This is a genomic window from Prolixibacter sp. NT017 (assembly GCF_009617875.1).
Classification (GTDB): Bacteria; Bacteroidota; Bacteroidia; order Bacteroidales; family Prolixibacteraceae; genus Prolixibacter.
This window is the reverse complement of record NZ_BLAV01000001.1, coordinates 3,873,767-3,894,576: the sequence shown is the minus strand read 5'-3', so window position 1 is coordinate 3,894,576 and position 20,810 is coordinate 3,873,767. Positions and strand designations below refer to the sequence as shown.

General features: G+C 47.0%; 21 protein-coding genes. 10 read left to right on the top strand and 11 right to left on the bottom strand.

Annotated elements, in window-relative coordinates:
* Positions 1–116: 116 nt before the first annotated feature.
* The 3 genes from GJU87_RS16295 to GJU87_RS16285 all read right to left on the bottom strand — a co-directional run bounded on the left by GJU87_RS16295 (position 117) and on the right by GJU87_RS16285 (position 1,756).
* On the bottom strand, positions 117–266 hold the full coding sequence (locus GJU87_RS16295) for a hypothetical protein (RefSeq protein ID WP_153640455.1): 150 nt from the start codon (positions 264–266) through the stop codon (positions 117–119).
* A 93-nt stretch (positions 267–359) separates the two neighbouring features.
* Positions 360–620: a hypothetical protein gene (locus tag GJU87_RS16290; protein ID WP_153640454.1), complete on the bottom strand. Its 261-nt coding sequence runs from the start codon at positions 618–620 to the stop codon at positions 360–362.
* A 653-nt stretch (positions 621–1,273) separates the two neighbouring features.
* Positions 1,274–1,756, bottom strand: coding sequence for a hypothetical protein (locus GJU87_RS16285; RefSeq protein ID WP_153640453.1), 483 nt, complete (start codon positions 1,754–1,756; stop codon positions 1,274–1,276).
* A 159-nt stretch (positions 1,757–1,915) separates the two neighbouring features.
* Here GJU87_RS16285 and GJU87_RS16280 point away from each other — a divergent pair, with 159 nt between their 5' ends.
* The 10 genes from GJU87_RS16280 to GJU87_RS16235 all read left to right on the top strand — a co-directional run bounded on the left by GJU87_RS16280 (position 1,916) and on the right by GJU87_RS16235 (position 11,212).
* On the top strand, positions 1,916–2,113 hold the full coding sequence (locus tag GJU87_RS16280; protein WP_153640452.1) for a hypothetical protein: 198 nt from the start codon (positions 1,916–1,918) through the stop codon (positions 2,111–2,113).
* Positions 2,114–3,307: 1,194 nt separating this feature from the next.
* A complete protein-coding gene (locus GJU87_RS16275) occupies positions 3,308–4,039 on the top strand; it encodes a hypothetical protein (RefSeq protein ID WP_153640451.1) in 732 nt (243 codons plus the stop codon).
* Positions 4,036–4,635 carry a response regulator transcription factor gene (locus GJU87_RS16270; protein ID WP_153640450.1) on the top strand — a complete coding sequence of 200 codons (600 nt, stop codon included), beginning with the start codon at positions 4,036–4,038 and terminating at the stop codon, positions 4,633–4,635. Before GJU87_RS16275 ends, GJU87_RS16270 begins: the two co-directional genes overlap by 4 nt.
* Positions 4,636–4,743: 108 nt before the next feature.
* Positions 4,744–5,895 (top strand): carbohydrate porin, encoded by a 1,152-nt coding sequence (locus tag GJU87_RS16265; protein WP_153640449.1) that lies wholly within the window; start codon positions 4,744–4,746, stop codon positions 5,893–5,895.
* A 14-nt stretch (positions 5,896–5,909) separates the two neighbouring features.
* Positions 5,910–8,396, top strand: coding sequence for a ferrous iron transport protein B (gene feoB / locus GJU87_RS16260; RefSeq protein WP_228492027.1), 2,487 nt, complete (start codon positions 5,910–5,912; stop codon positions 8,394–8,396).
* Positions 8,397–8,415: 19 nt separating this feature from the next.
* On the top strand, positions 8,416–8,628 hold the full coding sequence (locus GJU87_RS16255) for a FeoB-associated Cys-rich membrane protein (protein WP_153640448.1): 213 nt from the start codon (positions 8,416–8,418) through the stop codon (positions 8,626–8,628).
* Positions 8,629–8,878: 250 nt separating this feature from the next.
* On the top strand, positions 8,879–9,424 hold the full coding sequence (locus GJU87_RS16250) for a DUF4252 domain-containing protein (protein WP_153640447.1): 546 nt from the start codon (positions 8,879–8,881) through the stop codon (positions 9,422–9,424).
* 66 nt (positions 9,425–9,490) lie between these two features.
* Positions 9,491–10,036 (top strand): RNA polymerase sigma factor, encoded by a 546-nt coding sequence (locus tag GJU87_RS16245; protein WP_194831557.1) that lies wholly within the window; start codon positions 9,491–9,493, stop codon positions 10,034–10,036.
* Positions 9,993–10,553: a hypothetical protein gene (locus GJU87_RS16240; protein WP_153640445.1), complete on the top strand. Its 561-nt coding sequence runs from the start codon at positions 9,993–9,995 to the stop codon at positions 10,551–10,553. The genes GJU87_RS16245 and GJU87_RS16240 overlap by 44 nt, the downstream gene beginning before the upstream one ends.
* Positions 10,554–10,645: 92 nt before the next feature.
* A complete protein-coding gene (locus GJU87_RS16235) occupies positions 10,646–11,212 on the top strand; it encodes a DUF4252 domain-containing protein (RefSeq protein WP_194831556.1) in 567 nt (188 codons plus the stop codon).
* Positions 11,213–11,329: 117 nt separating this feature from the next.
* Here GJU87_RS16235 and GJU87_RS16230 read toward each other — a convergent pair whose 3' ends face one another.
* From GJU87_RS16230 to GJU87_RS16195, 8 genes are all read right to left on the bottom strand, one after another.
* Positions 11,330–13,063 (bottom strand): DEAD/DEAH box helicase, encoded by a 1,734-nt coding sequence (locus GJU87_RS16230; RefSeq protein WP_153640443.1) that lies wholly within the window; start codon positions 13,061–13,063, stop codon positions 11,330–11,332.
* A 267-nt stretch (positions 13,064–13,330) separates the two neighbouring features.
* On the bottom strand, positions 13,331–14,164 hold the full coding sequence (locus tag GJU87_RS16225) for an aldo/keto reductase (RefSeq protein ID WP_153640442.1): 834 nt from the start codon (positions 14,162–14,164) through the stop codon (positions 13,331–13,333).
* A 108-nt stretch (positions 14,165–14,272) separates the two neighbouring features.
* Positions 14,273–14,872: an HNH endonuclease gene (locus tag GJU87_RS16220; protein ID WP_153640441.1), complete on the bottom strand. Its 600-nt coding sequence runs from the start codon at positions 14,870–14,872 to the stop codon at positions 14,273–14,275.
* A 9-nt stretch (positions 14,873–14,881) separates the two neighbouring features.
* On the bottom strand, positions 14,882–16,189 hold the full coding sequence (gene der, locus GJU87_RS16215; protein WP_153640440.1) for a ribosome biogenesis GTPase Der: 1,308 nt from the start codon (positions 16,187–16,189) through the stop codon (positions 14,882–14,884).
* A 16-nt stretch (positions 16,190–16,205) separates the two neighbouring features.
* A complete protein-coding gene (gene era / locus GJU87_RS16210; protein WP_153640439.1) occupies positions 16,206–17,090 on the bottom strand; it encodes a GTPase Era in 885 nt (294 codons plus the stop codon).
* A 109-nt stretch (positions 17,091–17,199) separates the two neighbouring features.
* Positions 17,200–19,647, bottom strand: coding sequence for a DUF5686 and carboxypeptidase-like regulatory domain-containing protein (locus GJU87_RS16205; RefSeq protein WP_153640438.1), 2,448 nt, complete (start codon positions 19,645–19,647; stop codon positions 17,200–17,202).
* Complete coding sequence (locus GJU87_RS16200; protein ID WP_153640437.1) at positions 19,622–20,302, bottom strand: hypothetical protein; 681 nt, start codon at positions 20,300–20,302, stop codon at positions 19,622–19,624. Before GJU87_RS16200 ends, GJU87_RS16205 begins: the two co-directional genes overlap by 26 nt.
* On the bottom strand, positions 20,302–20,790 hold the full coding sequence (locus GJU87_RS16195) for an RNA polymerase sigma factor (protein WP_153640436.1): 489 nt from the start codon (positions 20,788–20,790) through the stop codon (positions 20,302–20,304). The genes GJU87_RS16200 and GJU87_RS16195 overlap by 1 nt, the downstream gene beginning before the upstream one ends.
* Positions 20,791–20,810 lie beyond the last annotated feature (20 nt).

Sequence of the window (20,810 nt, the reverse complement as noted above, 5' to 3'; positions counted from 1 at the left end):
GGCTTTCAGCCCGGATGATATCGTAAAGTTATTTTCGTCCCGAAGGGACAGGTTATTTCAGCCCAACGGCGACGCCTTGGGTTCCCTTCAGGCCCCGAATTATCTGGGTGGGTGAATTAAAAAAACGCTTTGAATACATCAAGCGCTCCTTCGATGAGTCTGTCACGGTTTAAAACCAGATAGGTAAGTATGTACCCCAACGCAACAATGGTTATTATCACTTCTAACAGGTTTTGTTTTTTAATCGTGAATCCAAAAATTTTCATGCAGGTTGGCTTTAGAATAGTGTTGTATCTTTTTAGATTCAGCCTTTCTTTTTCGTCTATTGACTGAATGCATTGAGTCGCGACTTGATGTCTTCAGCCAATTTCAAGACTAGCGTCGTAATATCCTTTAGCATAGGCTGCATAGGGGCTTTTATGTCTAACGACCTTGGCCTGACTTTCAGGAAGCTTCGCTAAGTCAATACTTCGTAAAGGTTTTCTTGCTAATCCATCTTGATATCCTAATTCGTATGCACATCCGGCACATTTATGCCTTCCTACTCCTCCTTGGTCCTCAGGAAGGTCTGCAAACTGGTTATCGTTGCGATGTTCTTTCTTACAAATATTATCTTTCATTATGACTTAATTACTTAGTTAGTTTTCATCGATTTAATATTACAGTTGTTAACTGTCCGCCCCAATTCCTCCAATCATCCTAATTCTCTTTCCCGCCCACGCTTCAACTTTCTCCCTCACCGTTCTGCATTACACCATGGTTCCATCAAAATTACTGCGTCGGTTTGGTAAATTACACCGTCCATGGGGGCAATTGCAACCCTGCACGCTCTGCCGAACTCCGTCGCCGCTCTGTGGTACATGGTTGCCCGTCAGTATTACTGCGTGAGCGTTGTAAATTACGTTGAGTAGGGGTGTAACTTATCCCGTCCATGCTCTAACTTACCCCGTCGGCGCGGTAAATAACCCCGCTCACGGGGTTGAGGCACTGCTTCGTTGGGGTAGCAACACCCCTTTCACGCAGTAAAACACCCCGTCAACCCGGTACCATCACCCCGTTCACGGGGTGCAACCACCCCCTTCGCGCGGTGGAAGGACCCCGCCGACGCTATAATTCACCCCGTCGATGGGGTACCCGGACGGGGTAAACGGGGTTATGCCACCCCCCTGGTGAGGTTGCCGAACTGCCTAAAGACATTGGGAAAGATGAATTTCGATGAACGAAAAAACCCTGCCAGGGTTTCGAAACCTAACAGGGTGGGGATGGTCAGCCATTATTCAGCTTCTTCTTCCTCAGCATTCGATTCGGAATGCGTGAAGTATTGTTTCAGGTCGTTGTAGATGGGAATGGCGCTGGCCACCTTCTCCTGTGCATTGTAGCGCACCGACCGGTAAAATGCCAGGGCCGCCTGGTAGTTGTCGTGGTCGAGCAGAATTTTGATGTCGGTCAGTTTTCGCTGCAGGTCGGCCATGTTCATCATAAATGTCTCGATGTCGCTCCGGCTCTCATAGTCGTTCGTAAATTCGGCATTATCGAGTTTCACCGGCTTAAACTGCGGGAACTGCCCAAGGTATGTCTTCGCTTTATTAATCACCAACTTGTTCCGGTCGGCTACCGAGCCGTATTTACGGCGGTCGTCGTTCGACAATACCGGCGCTTTGGCGTTAATAATATCGGCCACTGCCTGCAATGACTGGTTAATGGCGTCCCGTTCTTCGGGAGTAAAAACTACTTTAATTAGATCGTTAGAAGACATGATAAATGATTTTTTAGTTTGAGTTTATTAGTACATGGATTTTCCATGAATTTCTGTCAATGGTTTCAACTGATATTTTGTAACTGATTGATTCGTTGTGCTTCTGATTTGTTCTGTCTGTATCTCTAAATTAATTTATGTTATTCTAAAAGACAAAAAATGGGCAAAAAACGGCTGGGAAAAGCAGGGGTAGTTACAAATTGTAAGTTTCGTTCACCACAAAATTCAGTCTGTTTAGCATATGGATTTGAACGTTCGGCTAAAATTTGGTTAGTCAATATGTTATGCGGCAGGCGGGGCGGTGATAAAATGAAAGCGATGGACAATGAACAATTAGAAATGAAAAATGAACAATGATTGGCTTCAGGGAGGCGGTGGTAGGGTCACGATACATCGTGACCGGTTATTGCTGTGACCGATTATGTGCCGTGTTGTGGTTCGACCTCAGCCTGAAGGGCTGAAAAGCCACAGCCCGGGGCAAGAAACCGGGAGGTTTCGCCACCCCGGGACCGGATGTTGCGACGAACCCAAGGCGCACATTCCAACCATGATTGAAACAGAAATGTTCCTGCGCCGCACGAGCAAACGTCGATTAAAAAACAGCTTCTATTTTCTACCTCAATTCTCTTCCGGTCGAAACAACCACCTGTTCCAATCAAAGCTATCGCGCGACCGCTTGCTGCTTCAATCAATGCATCTAACCCGGGGCGTTGCCAGACGAGTGTTCGAAACAATATTTTCTACTCATCCCAACCCTTCTCTAATCATAGAGAAGGACTCACGCCGCTGCATATTCGAAAGGTATCATTTCCAAAAACAACCTGGTATCCCGTCGGGGAGAATGCAAATACAAACTTCGATGCTATCACCGGCCCCCGCCCATCTTTACTTGTAGAGAGGGGTAATTCGGACGCAGTCCGGATGGGGTGAGTAGATAAAAATCCAACCAACGAGTACCGCTGCCAGGTGAGGGAAAACAGGCTGAAGGCTTGATATTTCAAATCTGCTTTCCCGATAACTTCCTACAAGGTTTCGAAGACTCCGGGGCGTTGCCACCGGGCTGAATTGAATTGGGCTTACAGCCCGAATGATATCGTAAAGTTATTTTCGTCCCGAAGGGGCAGGTTATTTGCCCGACCTCGGCGAGGTCGCATATTGTTAGCATTTGTCGGCGTGTTGTTTTATTCGACCCCGGCCGGGGTCGCACTTCTTTTTGTTGCGATGATTTTTAACAATATGTCGTCCCTCCGGGATGAGAATGATTCCGACTTGAAGCCCCTGAAAGGGTTTGCCTGGGTTTACCCCTAAATCCCCTAAAGGGGACTTGGTTCCCCGATAATGGTAGCTGTAAACTAGCAAATTCTGGTATTCCTTTCAACCGCCAATTAAAAGCACTGTTGCAACATCTACTCACTGTCATAAAGCCCCTTCAGGGGTTTGGGGTGAATTATTTGGGAGAGTATCAATTGAGAAGGTTGATAATTGCCTTCCCAAAACAATTCCCGCAAATCACTGTTTGTTTGGGAAACCATATTCTTTAACCGGAAAAACATGTATCAAACGGCAAATCTGTACCTGTCACCCGACATGAAGATGGCGGAGGTTGTGCTCAACAACCCGTATCTCATGTTATTGCTCGAGCATTTTGGCATCAGTGCGCCGTTGCAGGAGAAGACCATTCGGGAAATCTGCGACGAGCACAAGCTGCATCCCGAGGTATTCCTCACGTTTGCACACCTTTACAACGGAGTGGATTACAAACCGGCCGAGCGGTTTACCTACCGGGAAGTGCGATCCATTATCAATTACCTGAGCAATAGTCACAGTTATTACCTGGGCGAAATTTATCCCAACATTCTGAAACTGATCCAGGAGATGTTTCACGATAAAAGCCAACCCGAGCAGGCGATGGTTGAGAAGTTTTTCAACAACTACTTCAACGAGGTTCGGGAGCATCTCAATTACGAGAACGACACGGTTTTCCCGTACATCACCAAGCTGTACCAGAAAATCGAAGCACGCGGCAACGTCACCCTGCCCGATACCTATTCGGTTGCCGATTACCAGGAACATCACGACGACATCGAGGAGAAGCTCACCGACCTGACGAACCTGTTGGTGAAGTACCTCCCCAACAATGATGAGCCGCAGGTACGGCGCAAGTTGCTGTTTACGCTGTTCGAACTCGATTACGATTTGACCATCCACTCCAAAATTGAAGATCAGATACTCATCCCGCTGGTGCAGCAGATGGAGAACTACTTAAGCCGCAAAACGACGTGAATACACACGCTTATATCAATATCCTGATTGTCGAACCCTCTTCGATTATTTACGAAGGGCTGAACCGCATATTATCGGGTGGAGGCCTTCGGTTGCGGGTGTACCGTGCCGAAAATTTCGACGCCATAGAGCAGTGCATCCTCAGCAAGAAGGTCAACGTGGCGATTGTGAACCCGTTGTATGTGCAGAATAATGAGAAAGGGTTTCATTCGCTTCGCTCGGGGTATCCGGCCACCAGTTGGGTGGCGCTGGTGTACGCCTTCTTCGACCAGCGGTTGCTTTCGCTTTTCGATGGCAGTATCTCCATATCCGACTCCCCCGAATCGGTTATTCAGCTGGTCAAGCAAAACGCCAGTACCGAAAACAAGGAAAACGCTACCGAAGAGGTCCTCAGCGAACGCGAAACCGACGTACTGAAACTGCTGGCCACCGGACTAACCAACAAGGAAATTGCCGAAAAACTCAGCATCAGCATCAACACGGTAATTACCCACCGGAAGAACATCACCCAGAAAACCGGTATCAAATCGGTATCGGGACTAACCATCTACGCCGTAGTGAAAAAACTCGTTTCACTCGACTATCTCTCCGAATAGCCTCATTACATATTGTGACCCATGGCCGGGATATCCTAATAAGTAGGTATTCCACGGGCGACTTGTGTCTGGTATTTTTGTAGTGTTGATTTGAAATACCGGATAAAGATGAGTTTGCGATGGCGTACGGTTCTGTTATCGAATTTGGTTTTTTGTCTTCCCTTTATGGGAAGGGCAAAGGAGATAGAACGCAGAAGAGAAGAAGCCTTTAGTTTGGGAGCGGCTTATACAGCTGATAATCTTTACAATTTTAACGGAGGAATCGAAAGTGGCTATGCCTACCTGGGGATGGCGCAGTTTTGTGTGAATTTCGATACCGAAAAAGCCGGATGGTGGAATGGCGGAACTCTTTATCTGCATGCAACCTCTACACACGGCGATTCCCCCTCAGCCGATCTGATTGGCGATGTTCAGGTGGCTTCGAATATTGAAGCAGGCGATCACACCTTCTTCCAGGAATTCTGGTTTTCTCAGAAGTTGGGGCAATTTGAAATAACTGCCGGTTTGCAGGACCTGAACGTGGAATATGCCAACACCGAATACGGCGGTGAATACCTGAACAGCTCGTTTGGGATTATCCCAACCATTTCGTGCAATTTACCTGCCCCGATTTTCCCGCTGACAGCATTGGGCGCATCGGTCAAGTGGTCGGCCAATGACAAGTTCACCTTAATGGCGGCTTTGTACGAAGGCTGTTCTACCGGTTTCGATGCCAATCCCCATAACCTGAAATGGAATCTCGATAGCAAAGAAGGATTGCTCGCCATTTCGGAAGTGCAGTTGCCGGTCACTCTTTCGGGAGACCTGGACGGAACCTACAAGATGGGATTCTATCACTATTTCCCTTCTTCCGGAAACGGAAATGCCCCGGCCGAACAGTCGAAAAGCATCGGCTACTATTTCCTGGGCGACCAAACGCTTTACCATATGGAAGGGCACAACCGTTCGCTGGGATTCTTCACACAATTGGGAATCGCGCCAACGAAAGACAATCCGGTATCATTTTACATCGGAACCGGAATAAACTACTACGGGGTTTTCGACAAGGATGGTGGCGATGTGCTGGGGCTGGCGATTGCCCATGCGCACATGGGTGTTATCAAGCTCGATGAAACCGCTATTGAATTGACTTATAAATGCAATGTAACCAATAATATATACCTGCAACCCGATTTTCAGTACATCGTACATCCGGCGGGAACGGACGTTGAACTGCCGACAGCGAAAGTTGGGATGATCAGGCTGGGAATTACTCTTTAAGAAAGGGACGGAATATGGAGACGACAGAACTGATGGTTGACCGGTTGGCAAATTTGAGTACCGGTGAATCGGGCGTTATCACGAAAGTGTTGGGACACGGAGCCTTCCGGAAACGGATTACCGAGATGGGATTTGTGAAAGGGAAGAAGGTGCGTGTCATCAAGAATGCGCCGTTGCAGGACCCGGTGGAATACGAAATCATGGGCTATAATGTGTCGTTGCGCCGCAGCGAGGCCAACCTGATTGATGTATTGTCGGGCGCCGAAGCCGACAGTCAAAAGCTGAACGGCTTCAACGGTATTATTTCCGACAACGTACTGAAAAAGACAGCCCACGAAAAAAGCAAGACGATTAATATAGCGCTGGTGGGAAACCCGAACTGCGGAAAAACTTCGTTCTTCAACCAGGCTTCCGGCTCGCACGAACGCGTGGGAAACTACGGCGGTGTCACCATCGATGCGAAGATGGCCCGCATGCGCCAGGATGGTTACCTGATTAATATTACCGACCTGCCGGGAACCTATTCCATTACGGAATATACCCCTGAAGAATTATATGTCCGCTCGCACATCATGGAGCGCATGCCCGATGTGGTTGTCAACGTGGTCGACGCATCGAACCTGGAGCGGAACCTTTTCCTCACCACGCAGCTCATCGATATGAACATCAAGGTGGTGATTGCCCTGAACATGTACGACGAGCTGGAGAAGAAAGGCGCCCGTTTGAAATTTCGTGAATTAGGCGAAATGTTGGGCATTCCCATTATTCCTACCGTTGCCGTGAAGGGGCAGGGCATTAAAAACCTGATGCGGAAAGTAATTGATGTGTACGAAGACCGCGACCCGATTGTGCGATACGTAAACATCAACTACGGACACGATATTGAAAAATCCATCGATGTTCTCCGGAAGGAGCTGGATAAAGATGATCGGTTGGTCGATAAATATTCGTCGCGTTACCTTTCGGTGAAGTTGTTGGAGAACGACCGGACGACCCTTTCAATGCTGAAAAACCGCGATAATTTCGATCGCATCAATGAGTTGACCAATCGCGAAATTGCCCAGCTGGAGAAAGCGTTCGGCGAATCGTCGGAAACGGTGATTACCGATGCGAAATACGGTTTTGTTGCCGGTGCGCTGAATGAAACTTACGTCGAAAGTCGCGAACGCAAAAGACAGCGCAGCAAAGAGATTGACTACTTTATCACACATAAAATACTGGGCTTTCCCATTTTCCTTTTTGCCATGTGGCTAATGTTTCAGGCTACGTTTACGCTGGGAAATTACCCGATGGAATGGATTGATGCCGGCGTGGGATACATTGGCGACTTTGTGGGAAGCCACATGGCGGCCGGTCCTTTAAAAGATTTGCTGGTCGACGGTGTAATTGGCGGTGTTGGCGGTGTGATCGTCTTTCTGCCCAACATCCTCATTCTGTTCTTCTTCATCTCCTTTATGGAAGATACCGGTTACATGGCGCGTGTTTCGTTCATCATGGACCGGTTGATGCACAAAATCGGACTGCACGGAAAATCGTTCATCCCGCTCATCATGGGCTTCGGTTGTAACGTGCCGGCTGTGATGGCCACCCGTACCCTGGAAAACCGGAAGGACCGCATCCTGACGATGATGATTACGCCGTTCATGTCGTGTAGCGCTCGGTTACCCGTTTATGTGTTAATCATTTCGGCGTTCTTCCCCAAAAACCAGGGGCTGATGCTCTTTTCCATCTACATGATTGGTATTATTATGGCCATTGTGGTAGCGCTGGTGCTGAAGAATACGGTTTTCCGCAAAGCAGTCGTTCCGTTCGTTATGGAGCTGCCGCCCTACCGGATGCCAACCCTGCGGAATACATCCATTCACATGTGGCACAAAGGTGTTCAGTACTTGAAGAAAATGGGTGGTGTTATTCTGGTGGCTTCCATTTTGATTTGGGCGCTGAGTTACTTCCCCCGGCATGTCAACTATTCGCAGAACTACGATGCGAGCATTGCCCAGGTAGAAAACAGCACTTCGCTGGGTGAAGCACAGAAGCAGCATCAGGTATCGCAGCTGGAAATGGCCAAAGCTTCCGAGCATCAGGAGCAATCGTACATCGGCCGGATGGGACATGCATTGGCTCCGGTGTTGAAACCCCTGGGCTTCGACTGGAAAATCGGGGTAAGCATCCTGACTGGTCTGGCCGCCAAAGAGATTGTAGTGAGTACGATGGGCATTCTTTACCAGGCACAAGACGAAGGGAATTCGGGAACACTGGTTCAGAAACTGCAACAACAGACGCACACTTCCGGTAAATTAAAAGGGCAGAAGGTTTTCACACCTTTGGTTGCCTTCGGGTTCATGCTCTTTGTGTTGATTTATTTTCCGTGTGTGGCGGTCATTGCAGCTATTAAAAAAGAAGCGAACTGGAAATGGGCCGTGTTCATGATGGTTTATACAACAGCAATCGCCTGGGTAGTGTCTTTTGCCACCTACCAGATTGGAAGTTTATTTGTTTAACCCCCCAAAATCACAAGTAATGGTACAAAATATATTGGTTTACGTTATTATTTTTTCGGCTTTTGCCTACATGGTGTACAGCGTTGTCCGGAATCTTCGGTCAAAAGAAGCGTCAGGCGGTTGTGCGGGCTGCAGCGGTTGTGATTTGAAAAATGTGGCCGGCACCAGTGCCTGTCATCATCCGCCCCGTGCACCACGTGTGGTGAGCAAGAGTCATTCTTGCTGTTCCTGAAAAGAAAAATCAGCGATTTGTTTAGATATACCTGCCTGGCCAATCTGCTCTGCTGAATAGTCGGTCAACTGAAAGAGCAGACCTTAAATCGCCTCTCCGGAAACGGAGGGGCTTTTTTTATTAAAAAAAATGCGACTGTCCATGTAACATATTTCCGGCAATCGGGTCTTCTTGATAAAACACCTACATTAAGGTGGTGAAAAAATGAGAATTCTGAATCGTCGTTAATGAACCTAAAAATACGCTAGATATGAAAAAGCTTGTTATCCTGTTGTTCCTGTTGTTGCCATTCGCATCGATGGCGCAAAGCAACCCCACCGACTATTTGTTCAATAAATACGCCGGACGTGAGGGAGTGGAAAGTGTGAATGTTCCGCATATGCTTATTTGGTTTGCCCGTTGGTTTGTGGATGATAGCGACCAGGACGCCAAAGAAATTCTGAGTCAGGTAAATTCGGTCCGGGTGATAACCATCGAAGACAAGGATCTGAATAACCGCGTCGATTTTTACACCGAACTTCGGGCCAGCGGCGCTATTGACCAACTGAAGAAGAATTACGAACTGTTACTGGAAACGAATGATCATGGCGATCGTGTTCACATTTTTGCCCGGATGGACAAAATGAATTTCATCCGCGAGCTAATCATCATCGTGGGAGGCCAGGAAAATACGCTGGTTTCGATTACCGGGCGAATGGATTTGAAAAAGATTGCCGATCTCGATCGCTCGCTTCACGTGGGCGGAATGAACGAACTGAGCCGGCTTGACACTGCGAAGGTGAAAAAAGTGAACTAACTGATGTAACGATTTCCCGGAAGGGGAGTCATGATAGTGACTGAATCAACGAATCGCTCTCAAGCAATGGATTCCAAAACATTTAAAACAGAAGTTGTCCCGATGTCCGGCAAGTTGCTCCGGTTCGCCGTCCGGTTTCTCCGCGACGATGAGCAAGCCAGGGATGTGGTGCAGGAGGTGTTTATGAAGCTTTGGAGTCGGCGGACGGAGTTGGCAGGAGTCGATAACATTGAAGCTTACGCCATGCGGATGACGAGGAATCTGTGCATCGATGAGATACAGAAACACCGGAGTATCTCGCTGGACCAGATGAAGGCACGTACCGAATGGATTTCGGACATGAAGCAGGCCGATGAGGTGGCAGAACACAAGGATTCAGCGCGGCTGGCGAAAGAAATTATCGACCAGTTGCCGGAACAACAGCGCGCCGTGATTCACCTGCGGGATATTGAACATTACGAACTGAATGAAATCGCCCGGGTACTGGATATGCAGAACAGTGCGGTCAGGGCGAATCTTTCGAGAGCACGAAAAAAAGTGCGTGATGAAATGATAAAACGAATCAACCATGGAAACCCGAAGAGCAGAAATATTACTGGAAAAGTACTTTGAGGGGCTGAGCTCCTTACAGGAAGAGCAGGAGCTTCGGGACTTTTTCCGGGAGAACCGGGATTTGCCGGAAGCGTTGGAAATGAATCGCCCGTTCTTTGAAGGATTGGAGGAACCGGTAAATGAAATGGAAGAACTGGCTTTCGCCGAACGGATTACCGGTGCTATAGAAAAGCGCGAACGGATTATTCAGCGGAAGCGTTTTACACACCAGTTTACCTGGATGGCAGGTATTGCCGCAGCCATTATTGTGGTGCTTTTAGCTCTGAATATCTGGAATAATCAGCAAATGCAGCAAAATCAGCTGGCGATGAATACACCGGAAAATCCGAAGCAGGCATACGAGATGAGCATGGATGCACTGAAATATGTGTCGGTGAATTACAATAAGGGGATTCAGCAATTGAATAAAATTCCTGATTTGGAAAAAGATACGAAGCCGCTTTACCAGGCGCTGGAATTGTATGGTAAAGGGTATGCACAAATGAATGTAATCGTGAATCTGAAGATAAAACAATAAGCCATGAAATGAGCATAAGCAGGAGCGCTCTGTAAAGCGTCTATTTCTTTATGCGAATTCCATTTGACCTTAAAACGTTAAAAAATACTCAAATGAAAAAACTATTTATTATCCTGTTGATGTTACTGCCATTTCAGATGATGGCACAGGATGCAGTCGATAAGTTATTTGACAAATATTCTGGTAAGGATGGTTTCACTACCGTGAATATTTCAGGAAAATTACTGGGTATGGCGTCTCAGTTCGAGCAGGACGACAAGGAAGCCCAGAACATGTTGTCGAGCCTTACGGGAATTCGTATCCTTTCGGTGGACGACGAAGGCTTGAACAAATCGCTCAACTTCTATGATGAATTGAACAAAGACCATTTCTTCGACAAAATCAAAGGAGAGTATGAGTTGCTGATGGATGTGAAGGAGAAAGGTCAGGTTGTTAAGTTCTACATCAAAGAGAACAAAGAGAAACGAATATCCCATTTGCTGATGGTGGTTGGCGGCGACGATAATGCCCTTATCAGCATCACCGGAAACCTCGATATGAACGAGATTGCCAAAATCGGGCAGGGCGTTCACATCGGCGGACTGGAACACCTGAATGATATAGAGAAGGGGGAAAAGCCAGATAAGCCAGCAAAACCCGAAAAGCCTGCAAAAAATTAAGCCTTGATAAAATCATCAAACAGTAAGGAAAGGCCCTGCCATAATTGGTGGGGCCTTTCTTTTTGGCAAAAAGAAACCCGGAAAATATTTCCGGGTTTGGTATGATGATAAGACGATTTAACGTCTTCTTTTTCGGTCGTTTCTTTTGCGGAAATCACCTCCGCCTCCGCTTCTGCCACGCCGGTCACCATTGAAGCGTTGCTTCTGTTGGGGGCGCTCGTCCGATTCGGTAGCCACGACGGGAATGCCGTCGAACGTCAGCTTTTTAGCCTGCTGAACAAATGAACCGGCCTGTGTGCTGTCTATTTCCACGAATGAGAAATTGCGGAGCAAATCAATGCGGCCAACTTCCAGGTTACGTTTTCCGGTAGCTCGCACAGCGATGGCGATCAAATCTTTCGGACTCAATCCTTTTTTGCTTCCGATATTGATGTGGAAACGGGTCATCGGGATACCCTTTTCGTTATGGTTATCCCGCTTGTTGTGTTGCCTGCCGTCCCGACCTTCTCTTCCAGCCGAAGCTTCTACCGCATTCAGATCTTCTGTTTCACGGTAGTACTTTAACAGTTGATTGAACTCCATCGAAACGAAATGTTTGATAAGCTCTTCGCGGGTCAGGCCCTCCAGTTTCTCGTGAATGGCTGACATATAACCTTCAATCTGGGTATCGTCCACTTCCGTTTCGGCCACGCGATCGATGTAATGCAGCAGTTGTCGCTCACAAATGGCTTCACCAGCCGGAACAGGCATTTTTTCAAATTTCTTCCCGATGGTCTTTTCAATCATCCGGATTTTTCCTTGCTCCTTCATATTAATGATGGAGATGGAAGTTCCGGAGCGTCCGGCACGTCCGGTACGACCGCTTCGGTGCGTATAATTCTCGGTATCGTCGGGCAAATTGTAATTGATAACGTGGGTCAGATGATTCACATCCAGGCCGCGGGCAGCCACATCGGTAGCGACCAGCATTTGCACGCCACGGGTGCGGAATTTTTCCATCACGAAATCGCGCTGTGCCTGCGACAAATCTCCATGCAGAGCTTCGGCGCTGTAATTGTCCTGAATTAGCTTGGCAGCCACATCTTTAGTCTCCATCCGGGTACGACAAAATACGATGCCGTAAATATCAGGATGGAAATCCATGACCCGTTTGAGCGCCGCATAACGGTCGCGGGCATGCACCATATGATAGATGTGATTCACATTATCGGCGCCTGCATTCTTCTTTCCTACCGTGATCTCTACCGGCGAAGTCATGTATTTCTTCGCGATGGTTGCTACCTCTTTCGGCATCGTGGCAGAGAAGAGCAACGTGTGCTTGGTTGACGGTGTTCCAGCCAGAATGGCATCCAAATCTTCCTGGAAGCCCATGTTCAGCATTTCGTCTGCTTCGTCGAGAACCAGAATATCAATGCTTGACAGATCGACTTTTCTCCGGCGAACCATATCGTGCATACGTCCGGGGGTCGCTGTAATAATCTGCGGTCCCTTCTTCAACGCACGAATTTGCGGCTCGATGGCAGCACCACCATATACCGAAACAATATCTACCTTCGGAAGGAACTTCGCGTAAAGCTCCATTTCGCGGGCTATCTGTACGCACAACTCACGGGTTGGACTTAAAATCAGTACCTGGGGCACTTTTTTGCTGGTATCAATGCTCTGCAGTATTGGCAATCCAAATGCAGCGGTTTTACCGGTTCCGGTCTGTGCAAGACCGACCATATCGCCGGGTGACTGTAAATAGTGTGGAATAATTTTCTCCTGAATCGGAGAGGGTTCTTCAAATCCCAGTTCTTGGATCCCTTTAATAATCCGGGGGTCCAGGCCCATTTCTTCAAATTGTATCATGTAAAAAATTTAATTGGGCCTTCCCGCTTTAATCGAACCGTTAAACCAAGTCTGCCACAAATCATTATCGTTTTTCCAACCTATCGGGAAAAGTCGGGCAAATGTACAACGATTTTTTTATTAAATATGAGTGAATTGTCATTCATATTTGGGATGACGGCAAATCATAACAATTAAGATAGATTGAGGACGCTGTTATGTTTTATCAGGCGCAATGAAAAGAAAGAAAAAGGCCACTCTCCCGGGTGACCTTTTAAATTCTATGTTTTAGAAATCAAAATTGTTTGGGTCCGGGCCATTGCGTTCACCTTTGTCCAGGCTATCCAGTGTTTTCATCTCTTCATCGCTCAGTGAGAAATCGAAAATATCGGCATTGCTAACAATGCGTTCCTTGTGAACAGATTTCGGAATTGTGATTACTCCTTTCTGCAGGTCCCAGCGCAAAATCACCTGGGCTGTACTGTTCCCGTACTTCTTTGCGATGGCTTTAATTTCGGGCAGGTCCAGAACTTTTCCCTGCATCAGCGGACTCCACGCTTCGTGGCGGATATTATTCTTCAGGCAGAAATCAACCAGTTCCTGTTGTACTAACCGTGGGTGAAATTCCACTTGGTTGACCATCGGCATAATCTCTGCATCCTGCATCAAATCTTCGAGGTGATGTTGCATGAAGTTGGAGACGCCAATCGCGCGTACTTTCCCGTCCTTGTATAGTTTTTCGAGCGCTTTCCACGTGTCCTTGTATTTTCTGCTCACCGGCCAGTGAACCAGGTACAAATCGAGATAATCGAACCCCAGCTTGTTCAGGCTGGTATCGAAAGCTTTCAGGGTTTGATCATATCCCTGGTCGGAATTCCATACTTTGGAGGTAACGAATATTTCTTTCCGGTTGATGCCGCTTTCGCGGATGGCTTGTCCCACGCCTTTTTCGTTGCGGTACAATGCTGCCGTATCCACGTGACGATAACCAGCTTCGATAGCCCACTTCACCGCGTTCATTACTTCTTCACCTTCTTCCGACTGGAAAACTCCCAATCCGAAATAGGGCATTTCCACATCGTTACTCAACGTAACGGTTCCTTGTAAATCAGTAATCTTCATAATAAAATATTTTTGAAATGAATGCTCGGTTTTATTAAAACCAACAAGGCAGAATGGAAATTGTTAGACCAATTGTGGATCGAAAAAGAGCAGAAGGAGCAGAAAATCCTATGATTTGTCTTCTTTCTTTGAAGTCTCATCTTCTTTGATGTGGCTCCAGTTCTCGCCCGACTTGATACGATAGAGCTGCATCTCGCTGATGCCAAATTGTTTGGCAATCATCTTCATGCGGGTTTTTCGGTTCGGATCGAAAATCTTCTTTTTGATGAGTAGCACCTGGGTGGAAGTCAGTTTGTGCCCTTTCTGAGTTTTACGGGCTTTTTTCTTTTCCCGTCCTTCCAGCACGGCCGGATTGGCCTGTTGGTGAGCGATCATTTCGGATTTGGTCGCCCACCGCAGATTGTCGACGTGGTTATTCTGTTTATTGTAATCGAGATGGATAATGTGTGTTTTTCCATCACGAGTTTCTTCCAGGAAATATTCGCCAACCAGTTTATGGATGTAAAATGTTTTAGGTTTCCCGAAAGGGCGAAGAGGAAGTGATGGATAACCGCCAATCAGTCCGCCTTTTCGAAGTTCTCCATCGTTTTTCAGCGACTCAGTAAAACTGGCTATCCTGCCGTAACTGGAGATGGCATAACGCATGCGGAGGGCGCCCTCCTCCATGTTTATCTCTTTCCACTTTTCGCCAGGATAGTTTTTAATCATGATTCGCCGCTATTTTTTTCGCATAAATATCTGAATCGGGACTCCGGTGAAATCGAAGTTTTCCCTGATTTTATTTTCCAGGTACCTTTTATACGGGTCGCGAACATATTGCGGCAGGTTGCAGTAAAACGCGAACGCCGGTGAATACGTCGGGAGTTGAGTAACATATTTGATGCGAATGTATTTTCCTTTGTAAGCTGGCGGCGGATAAGCCTCGATGGCTTTCAGCATAACATCGTTCAATTTTGAAGTGGGAATGCGTTGCGTCCGGTTGTCGTATACGTGCAATGCCTCTTCGAGTGCCTTGAAGATACGCTGCTTGGTTACTGCCGACGTGAATACGATCGGGATGTCGGTATACGGCTCAAAGCGTTCCAGAACTTTCCGGCGGAATTGCTCCATCGTGTGGTTGTCCTTCTCAATCAGGTCCCATTTGTTTACAGCGACCACTACCCCTTTTTTATTCCGGGCAATCAGGTTGAAGATGTTTACATCCTGACCTTCCACACCCCGCGTAGCATCGAGCAGGAGAATACACACATCGGCATCTTCGATAGTCCGGACGGAACGAAGTACAGAATAGAACTCGAGGTCTTCCCGCACATTTTTCTTCTTTCGCAATCCGGCGGTATCAATCAGGATAAAGTTGTAGCCAAATTTGTTGTAACGCTGCGAAACGGAATCACGGGTGGTTCCGGCGATGTCGGTTACTATGTGGCGCTCTTCTTCCACAAGGGTATTAATAGTCGACGATTTTCCCACGTTGGGCCGTCCGACGATGGCAATTTTGGGAATGGTTTCCTCTTCCTCATCTTCTGTATCTTTCGGCAGGATATTCACTACTGCATCGAGCAGGTCTCCGGTTCCGGAACCATTCACGGAAGAAACAGTATATACTTCATCCAGACCGAGCGCATAGAACTCTGCCGCCTCGAGAGCACGTTGGTGATTATCGACTTTATTAGCCACCAGAACCACCTTTTTACTTACCCGGCGTAGCATTTGTGCGACCGACTCATCCAAATCGGTAATGCCACTCTCGACGTCTACCACAAACATGATGACATCGGCCTCTTCGATGGCCACATGCACCTGTTCGCGGATGCTCTCTTCAAAAATATCATCGGAGCCGGAAACATAACCTCCGGTGTCGATGATCGAAAACTCCACGCCGTTCCAAATCACTTTGCCGTAAAGGCGGTCGCGGGTTACGCCTGACTCATCATCCACAATGGCTTTCCGTGATTCGGTTAATCGGTTAAAAAGGGTCGATTTCCCCACGTTGGGCCGTCCAACTATCGCTACTATATTGCTCATTTAATGGTCTTCCTGTTTATTGAAACTCGTATCCGAAGTTTCTCAGCATATTCTCTTTATCGCGCCATTCTTTGGCGACTTTCACGTAAAGCTGCAAAAATACTTTTTTCCCGAAGAATTCTTCCATGTCCTTGCGGGCCTCGGTTCCCACTTTTTTCAGGGCTTTCCCCTGGTGCCCGATGATGATTCCCTTCTGACTGTCGCGGGCCACATAAATTACGGCATCAATGCGAAGAATTTTTTCTTCGTCCTTGAATGACTCTACTTCGATTTCCACCGAGTAAGGAACCTCTTTCTGATAGTTCAACAGGATTTTCTCACGAATAATCTCTTGCGTGAAGAAGCGTTCGTTCCGGTCAGTCAATTCATCTTTTGGAAAGAAGGGAGGTCCTTCAGGCAACAATTTCAAGATGCGATCGAAAACAACATCCATGTTGAAATTTTCAGTGGCTGAAATAGGAAAAACTTCAGCGTTGGGTAGCAATTCACGCCAGCGAGTCATCTTTTTTTCCACCTCTTCCTGATTCGAGAGATCGATTTTATTCACTAAAACCAGAATCGGAATATCGTTTTGTCGAATCTTTTCAATGTATTCAATATTTTTTTCGAAATCTTCCACAACGTCGGTGACATATAAGATGATATCCGCATCGACGAGAGCCGTCGATACAAATTTCATCATTGATTCCTGCAACTTATAATTTGGTTTCAGGATACCGGGCGTGTCGGAGTAGATGATCTGGAAATCCTCGCCATTCACAATTCCCTTGATGCGGTGACGCGTTGTCTGCATCTTCGACGTGATGATGGATAGCTTTTCACCTACCATCGCGTTCATTAGGGTTGATTTTCCTACATTCGGATTTCCGATAATGTTGACAAATCCGGATTTATGTCCCATACGTTTACTCTTCTTAAAATTTTGGTACAAAGATAATAATATCGCTTTATCCCGGCATCGGTTATCGGTAGCCGGAAGAATATTCATTTTGTCTTAACAATATATCTGATTACTGTTTTTGGAAATTCAGAAACAGCCCGATTTTGAATGCCCAGTTATCAGAAGAATTGGGCAATGCATAAGGACCATAACGGTAATAAACACCCAGACCATAACTCAGCAAGCCCGTTGGTAACAGGTTATCCAGTTCGAGTCCGGACTCCAGGTATCCTTTGCGAAAATCGACCGGGGACGGTTGGTAAGCATTTCGGTACTTGTCGTCCAGTTTTCCAATTCCGGCATTTTGAACCAGCAGGATTTCCGGGTGAAATCCCGTGTTGCTATGCATGAACAGTTTGCCCAGACTTTGCCGGATGAAAACAGCGGCATATTGGTTAGAGGTGAACTCATTCATGCGCATGGTCGCAAAAGAGTAGGGGGCCAGTAACGCAAAGTTAGATGTGTAACTTCCATTGCCGTTGAACAGTTCCGGGTAAGGAACATCGCCGGTTACGTCTCCAGCTTTAATTGTGAGATATGTTGTACCGGAAGGCGTCAGCATGAATTTCATCCGGCCTTTCAGCTCCAGTTTGGTATACGAATATTGCCCGTCGAGCCACGAAACACCACGATAAGCATTCATGAACCACTCACTTGCTGCCGGCTTGAAAGTATAGATGCCGTCGGGTGCTTTGTAGGTTTTTTCGCCCGGAGCAAACCTTAACTGAATACCAACGCGACTGAGTTTATATTTCTGAACGGAATCAGCTCCAATTACACTGAATCGGTTGTCGGAAGCGTCACCAGTCAGCTGAATTTTGAATGTTTGCAACGGCCGGAACAGGAATTTGGCCGAGTAGCGACGGGTGGCATACATGTGTCGTATGAGGAGGTCGCGAAAAAATTCCGGCTGAAACAAATCCCGTTTTTCCAGAAAATCATTGCTGCCGATTTCCATGTTTTCATCCTGGTAGCTGAACTGCAATCGCAAATCACGGTAGCCGGATGGAAACAAGTTCAGCAGCTCGCCATGGCGTATTTCTTTATCCTGAAAGCCGTACGTTCCGTATCCTCCAACGCTGAAATAGCGGGAAAGCCGGGAATTGGTTTCGAGCCCAAGGCCCAACTTGAGGCCTTCGTAACGGTTGTAACTCACCAGTCGTTTCCAGTCCCAGTCGATCGGTCCCAGCGGTACTTTTCCATTGATGACGGATTTGAAGGTTTGCAATTTTTGCTCCAAATGGCTCGCCCGTCCCAGGCTGTCGATTACCCGGTACGTTTCGACGTCGAGCGGACTGGTATGACTTTCCCGGAATTGCTGCAAATTGGCCGGCAGCGGTTGTTTGTCTCCTGAAAAGGTAACTGCATTTTTCGGAAAATCCTTCGCTGTAAACACGGGATTTGCCTCCCGCTGCATCAGGTATGTTCGGCTTTTTCCGACTAGCTGTACTTTGTTTAGCGTACTGTCCGACGATTTGGCGCCGGGCAATTCGTTCAGATGGAATTTCAGTTCAGTGTCCAGTTCCAGTGGGAACCAGTGTCCATCAGGCAGGCGGTTATATTTTTGGCGGATGTTGATTTCCGGCGTGCCTTTCTCTATATGCGCAGGTCGTGAAAGAAACGTCTCCACGGCGTAACCATTACTGTTGATGTGCAGTGTTCCGGTCATCCCGTTGAAATTTCTGTTTTTTCTCGGCTGAAAGGAAATTACGAAAAGCGAGTCACCTTCCGGTGAATAAAGTGTATCGCGCAGCAGGAACAGGTAATTCCGGATGGCATTCCGGCTAAGCGGTGATAGGAACTCCTGGTTGAGCAGTTGGAACTGATTCCGGTAAACGGAAAAGGATTGCAATTGTGTTGCCAGCAGCATGAACGACGGATTCTGAATTCCGGATACACGGGATTGCAAAATCTCTTCATGTTCGCGATTTGGCTTTTCAGCATTCTTTCGGCTAACGGTTTCTATCAAAAAAAGGTGTTGTTTCTTCGAGCGTTGAAGTAACCGAATGGCAGTTGTGTCAGTCGGGAACAGTGTTTTTTTCGTTCGTTCGGTAGTAATCCAGAAACGATTGTAAGCGGTGTAGCGATATCCATTCAATTCATCAGGATCGTTTTGTTTCCGGTTACGGAGAACTTTCTCCATAATGGTCTCAGCCGGATTCTTTCCGGGAAAGACATTTACAGCTTGTAGTTGGATTTCGGTTGGCAGCAAGCGAATAAGCAGAGGTTTTTGCAGCAAATGTTGTTTGTCGAGGTACTGCGTGCGGTAGCCCATGTAACTCACCCGAAGGTAGGCCGCTTTCGCAGAAGGGACAGTGAAGTAGCCGTCGATGTTGCTTACCGTTCCTTCCTGCCGGGAATTGTACACGATATTGACAAAAGGAAGGGGTTCACCCGTTTCTTCATCGAACACCCGTCCGGAGATAGTTTGGGCATGCAACGGTAGGGCAAGCAATAAGGTCCACCCGGTGATGACTAATCTAATAATTCGGTTAATCTTCGAGTTCGTTAAGCTCATGAAGGGTGTCCTTCAGTTGTTGGTGATATTTCCCGTAAAGGTTTTTGAATCCCAGGTGGAATATAAAGGTAAGAATAGCGACAAAAACGCCGAGGATGAATAGCATGATAATGATAACCAATGCGACCAGCATGAACGAATCTCCCAGCGTTTCACTCACAGAAGTATACCCATGATACATTCCGATGGCAAAGGAGAGGCCCGCCTCGAAGATGAACAGAAAAAGTGCCAGGTAGAACTGTTTTTTGAAGGTCCCCAAAACAATCAGCAACTTGTTGAGTGCTGTGGGTAAGTGGTCGGCAGCCAGGTGCGGGACGTTTACCCGGTAATATTTCCAGGCAAATGAGATAAAAGTAAAGGCAATGAAAATGCTGACAATCCATCCGGAGAACAATAACCAGGCTGGTGGTTGAGGTACCTCTTCGAACAGGCCATTGTTCAGTATCGAATTGGGTAGCAGCTTATCGATGAAAGTTAGTAATATGAAGAGTGCCAGCAGGCCAAAACCGATCTTTACATTCCGGTCGAGCCGGGAAATAATGCCTTTGCCCCGATTAGACAAAATTTCCCTGAGCTGGTCTTCTTCAAGCCTGTTTTCATCAGCCGAGCGATCGGCCACTTTCTTCCACGCTGTTTTCAGTTCGGATAGTTCCATCAGGCGTCCACGTTTAAAATCGCTTTCAGTTTTTTCTTGATACGGTTCATTTTCACCCGGACGTAATTCTGGGTAATTCCCGTAATTTCAGCTATCTCTTCGTATTTTTTGTCCTCCAGATAAAGCAAAATGATTGATTTTTCCACCCCTGTCAACTGTTCAATCGCTTTATGGAGCAATTTTAAATTTTCTTCAAATTCGTAGTCGTACTCTTCCGCAGTCAGTTGAAAATTAACTGACTCAACCTGGTTGCCCAACGGATGACGCGATGCCTTCTTAAAAGCCGTGATGGCCGTGTTCAGAGCAACGCGGTACATCCATGTGGAGAATTTCGATTCGTTACGGAAGGATTCGTACGACTTCCATAGCTGAATCAGGATTTCCTGAAAAAGATCTTTTCGATCCTCGGGATTATCACAGTAAATTCCTGTGACCTTATGAATGATCCCTTGATTATCAGATATTTTTCGCAGAAATTCCCGATCCAATTTGCTAAAGTATAAGTCTT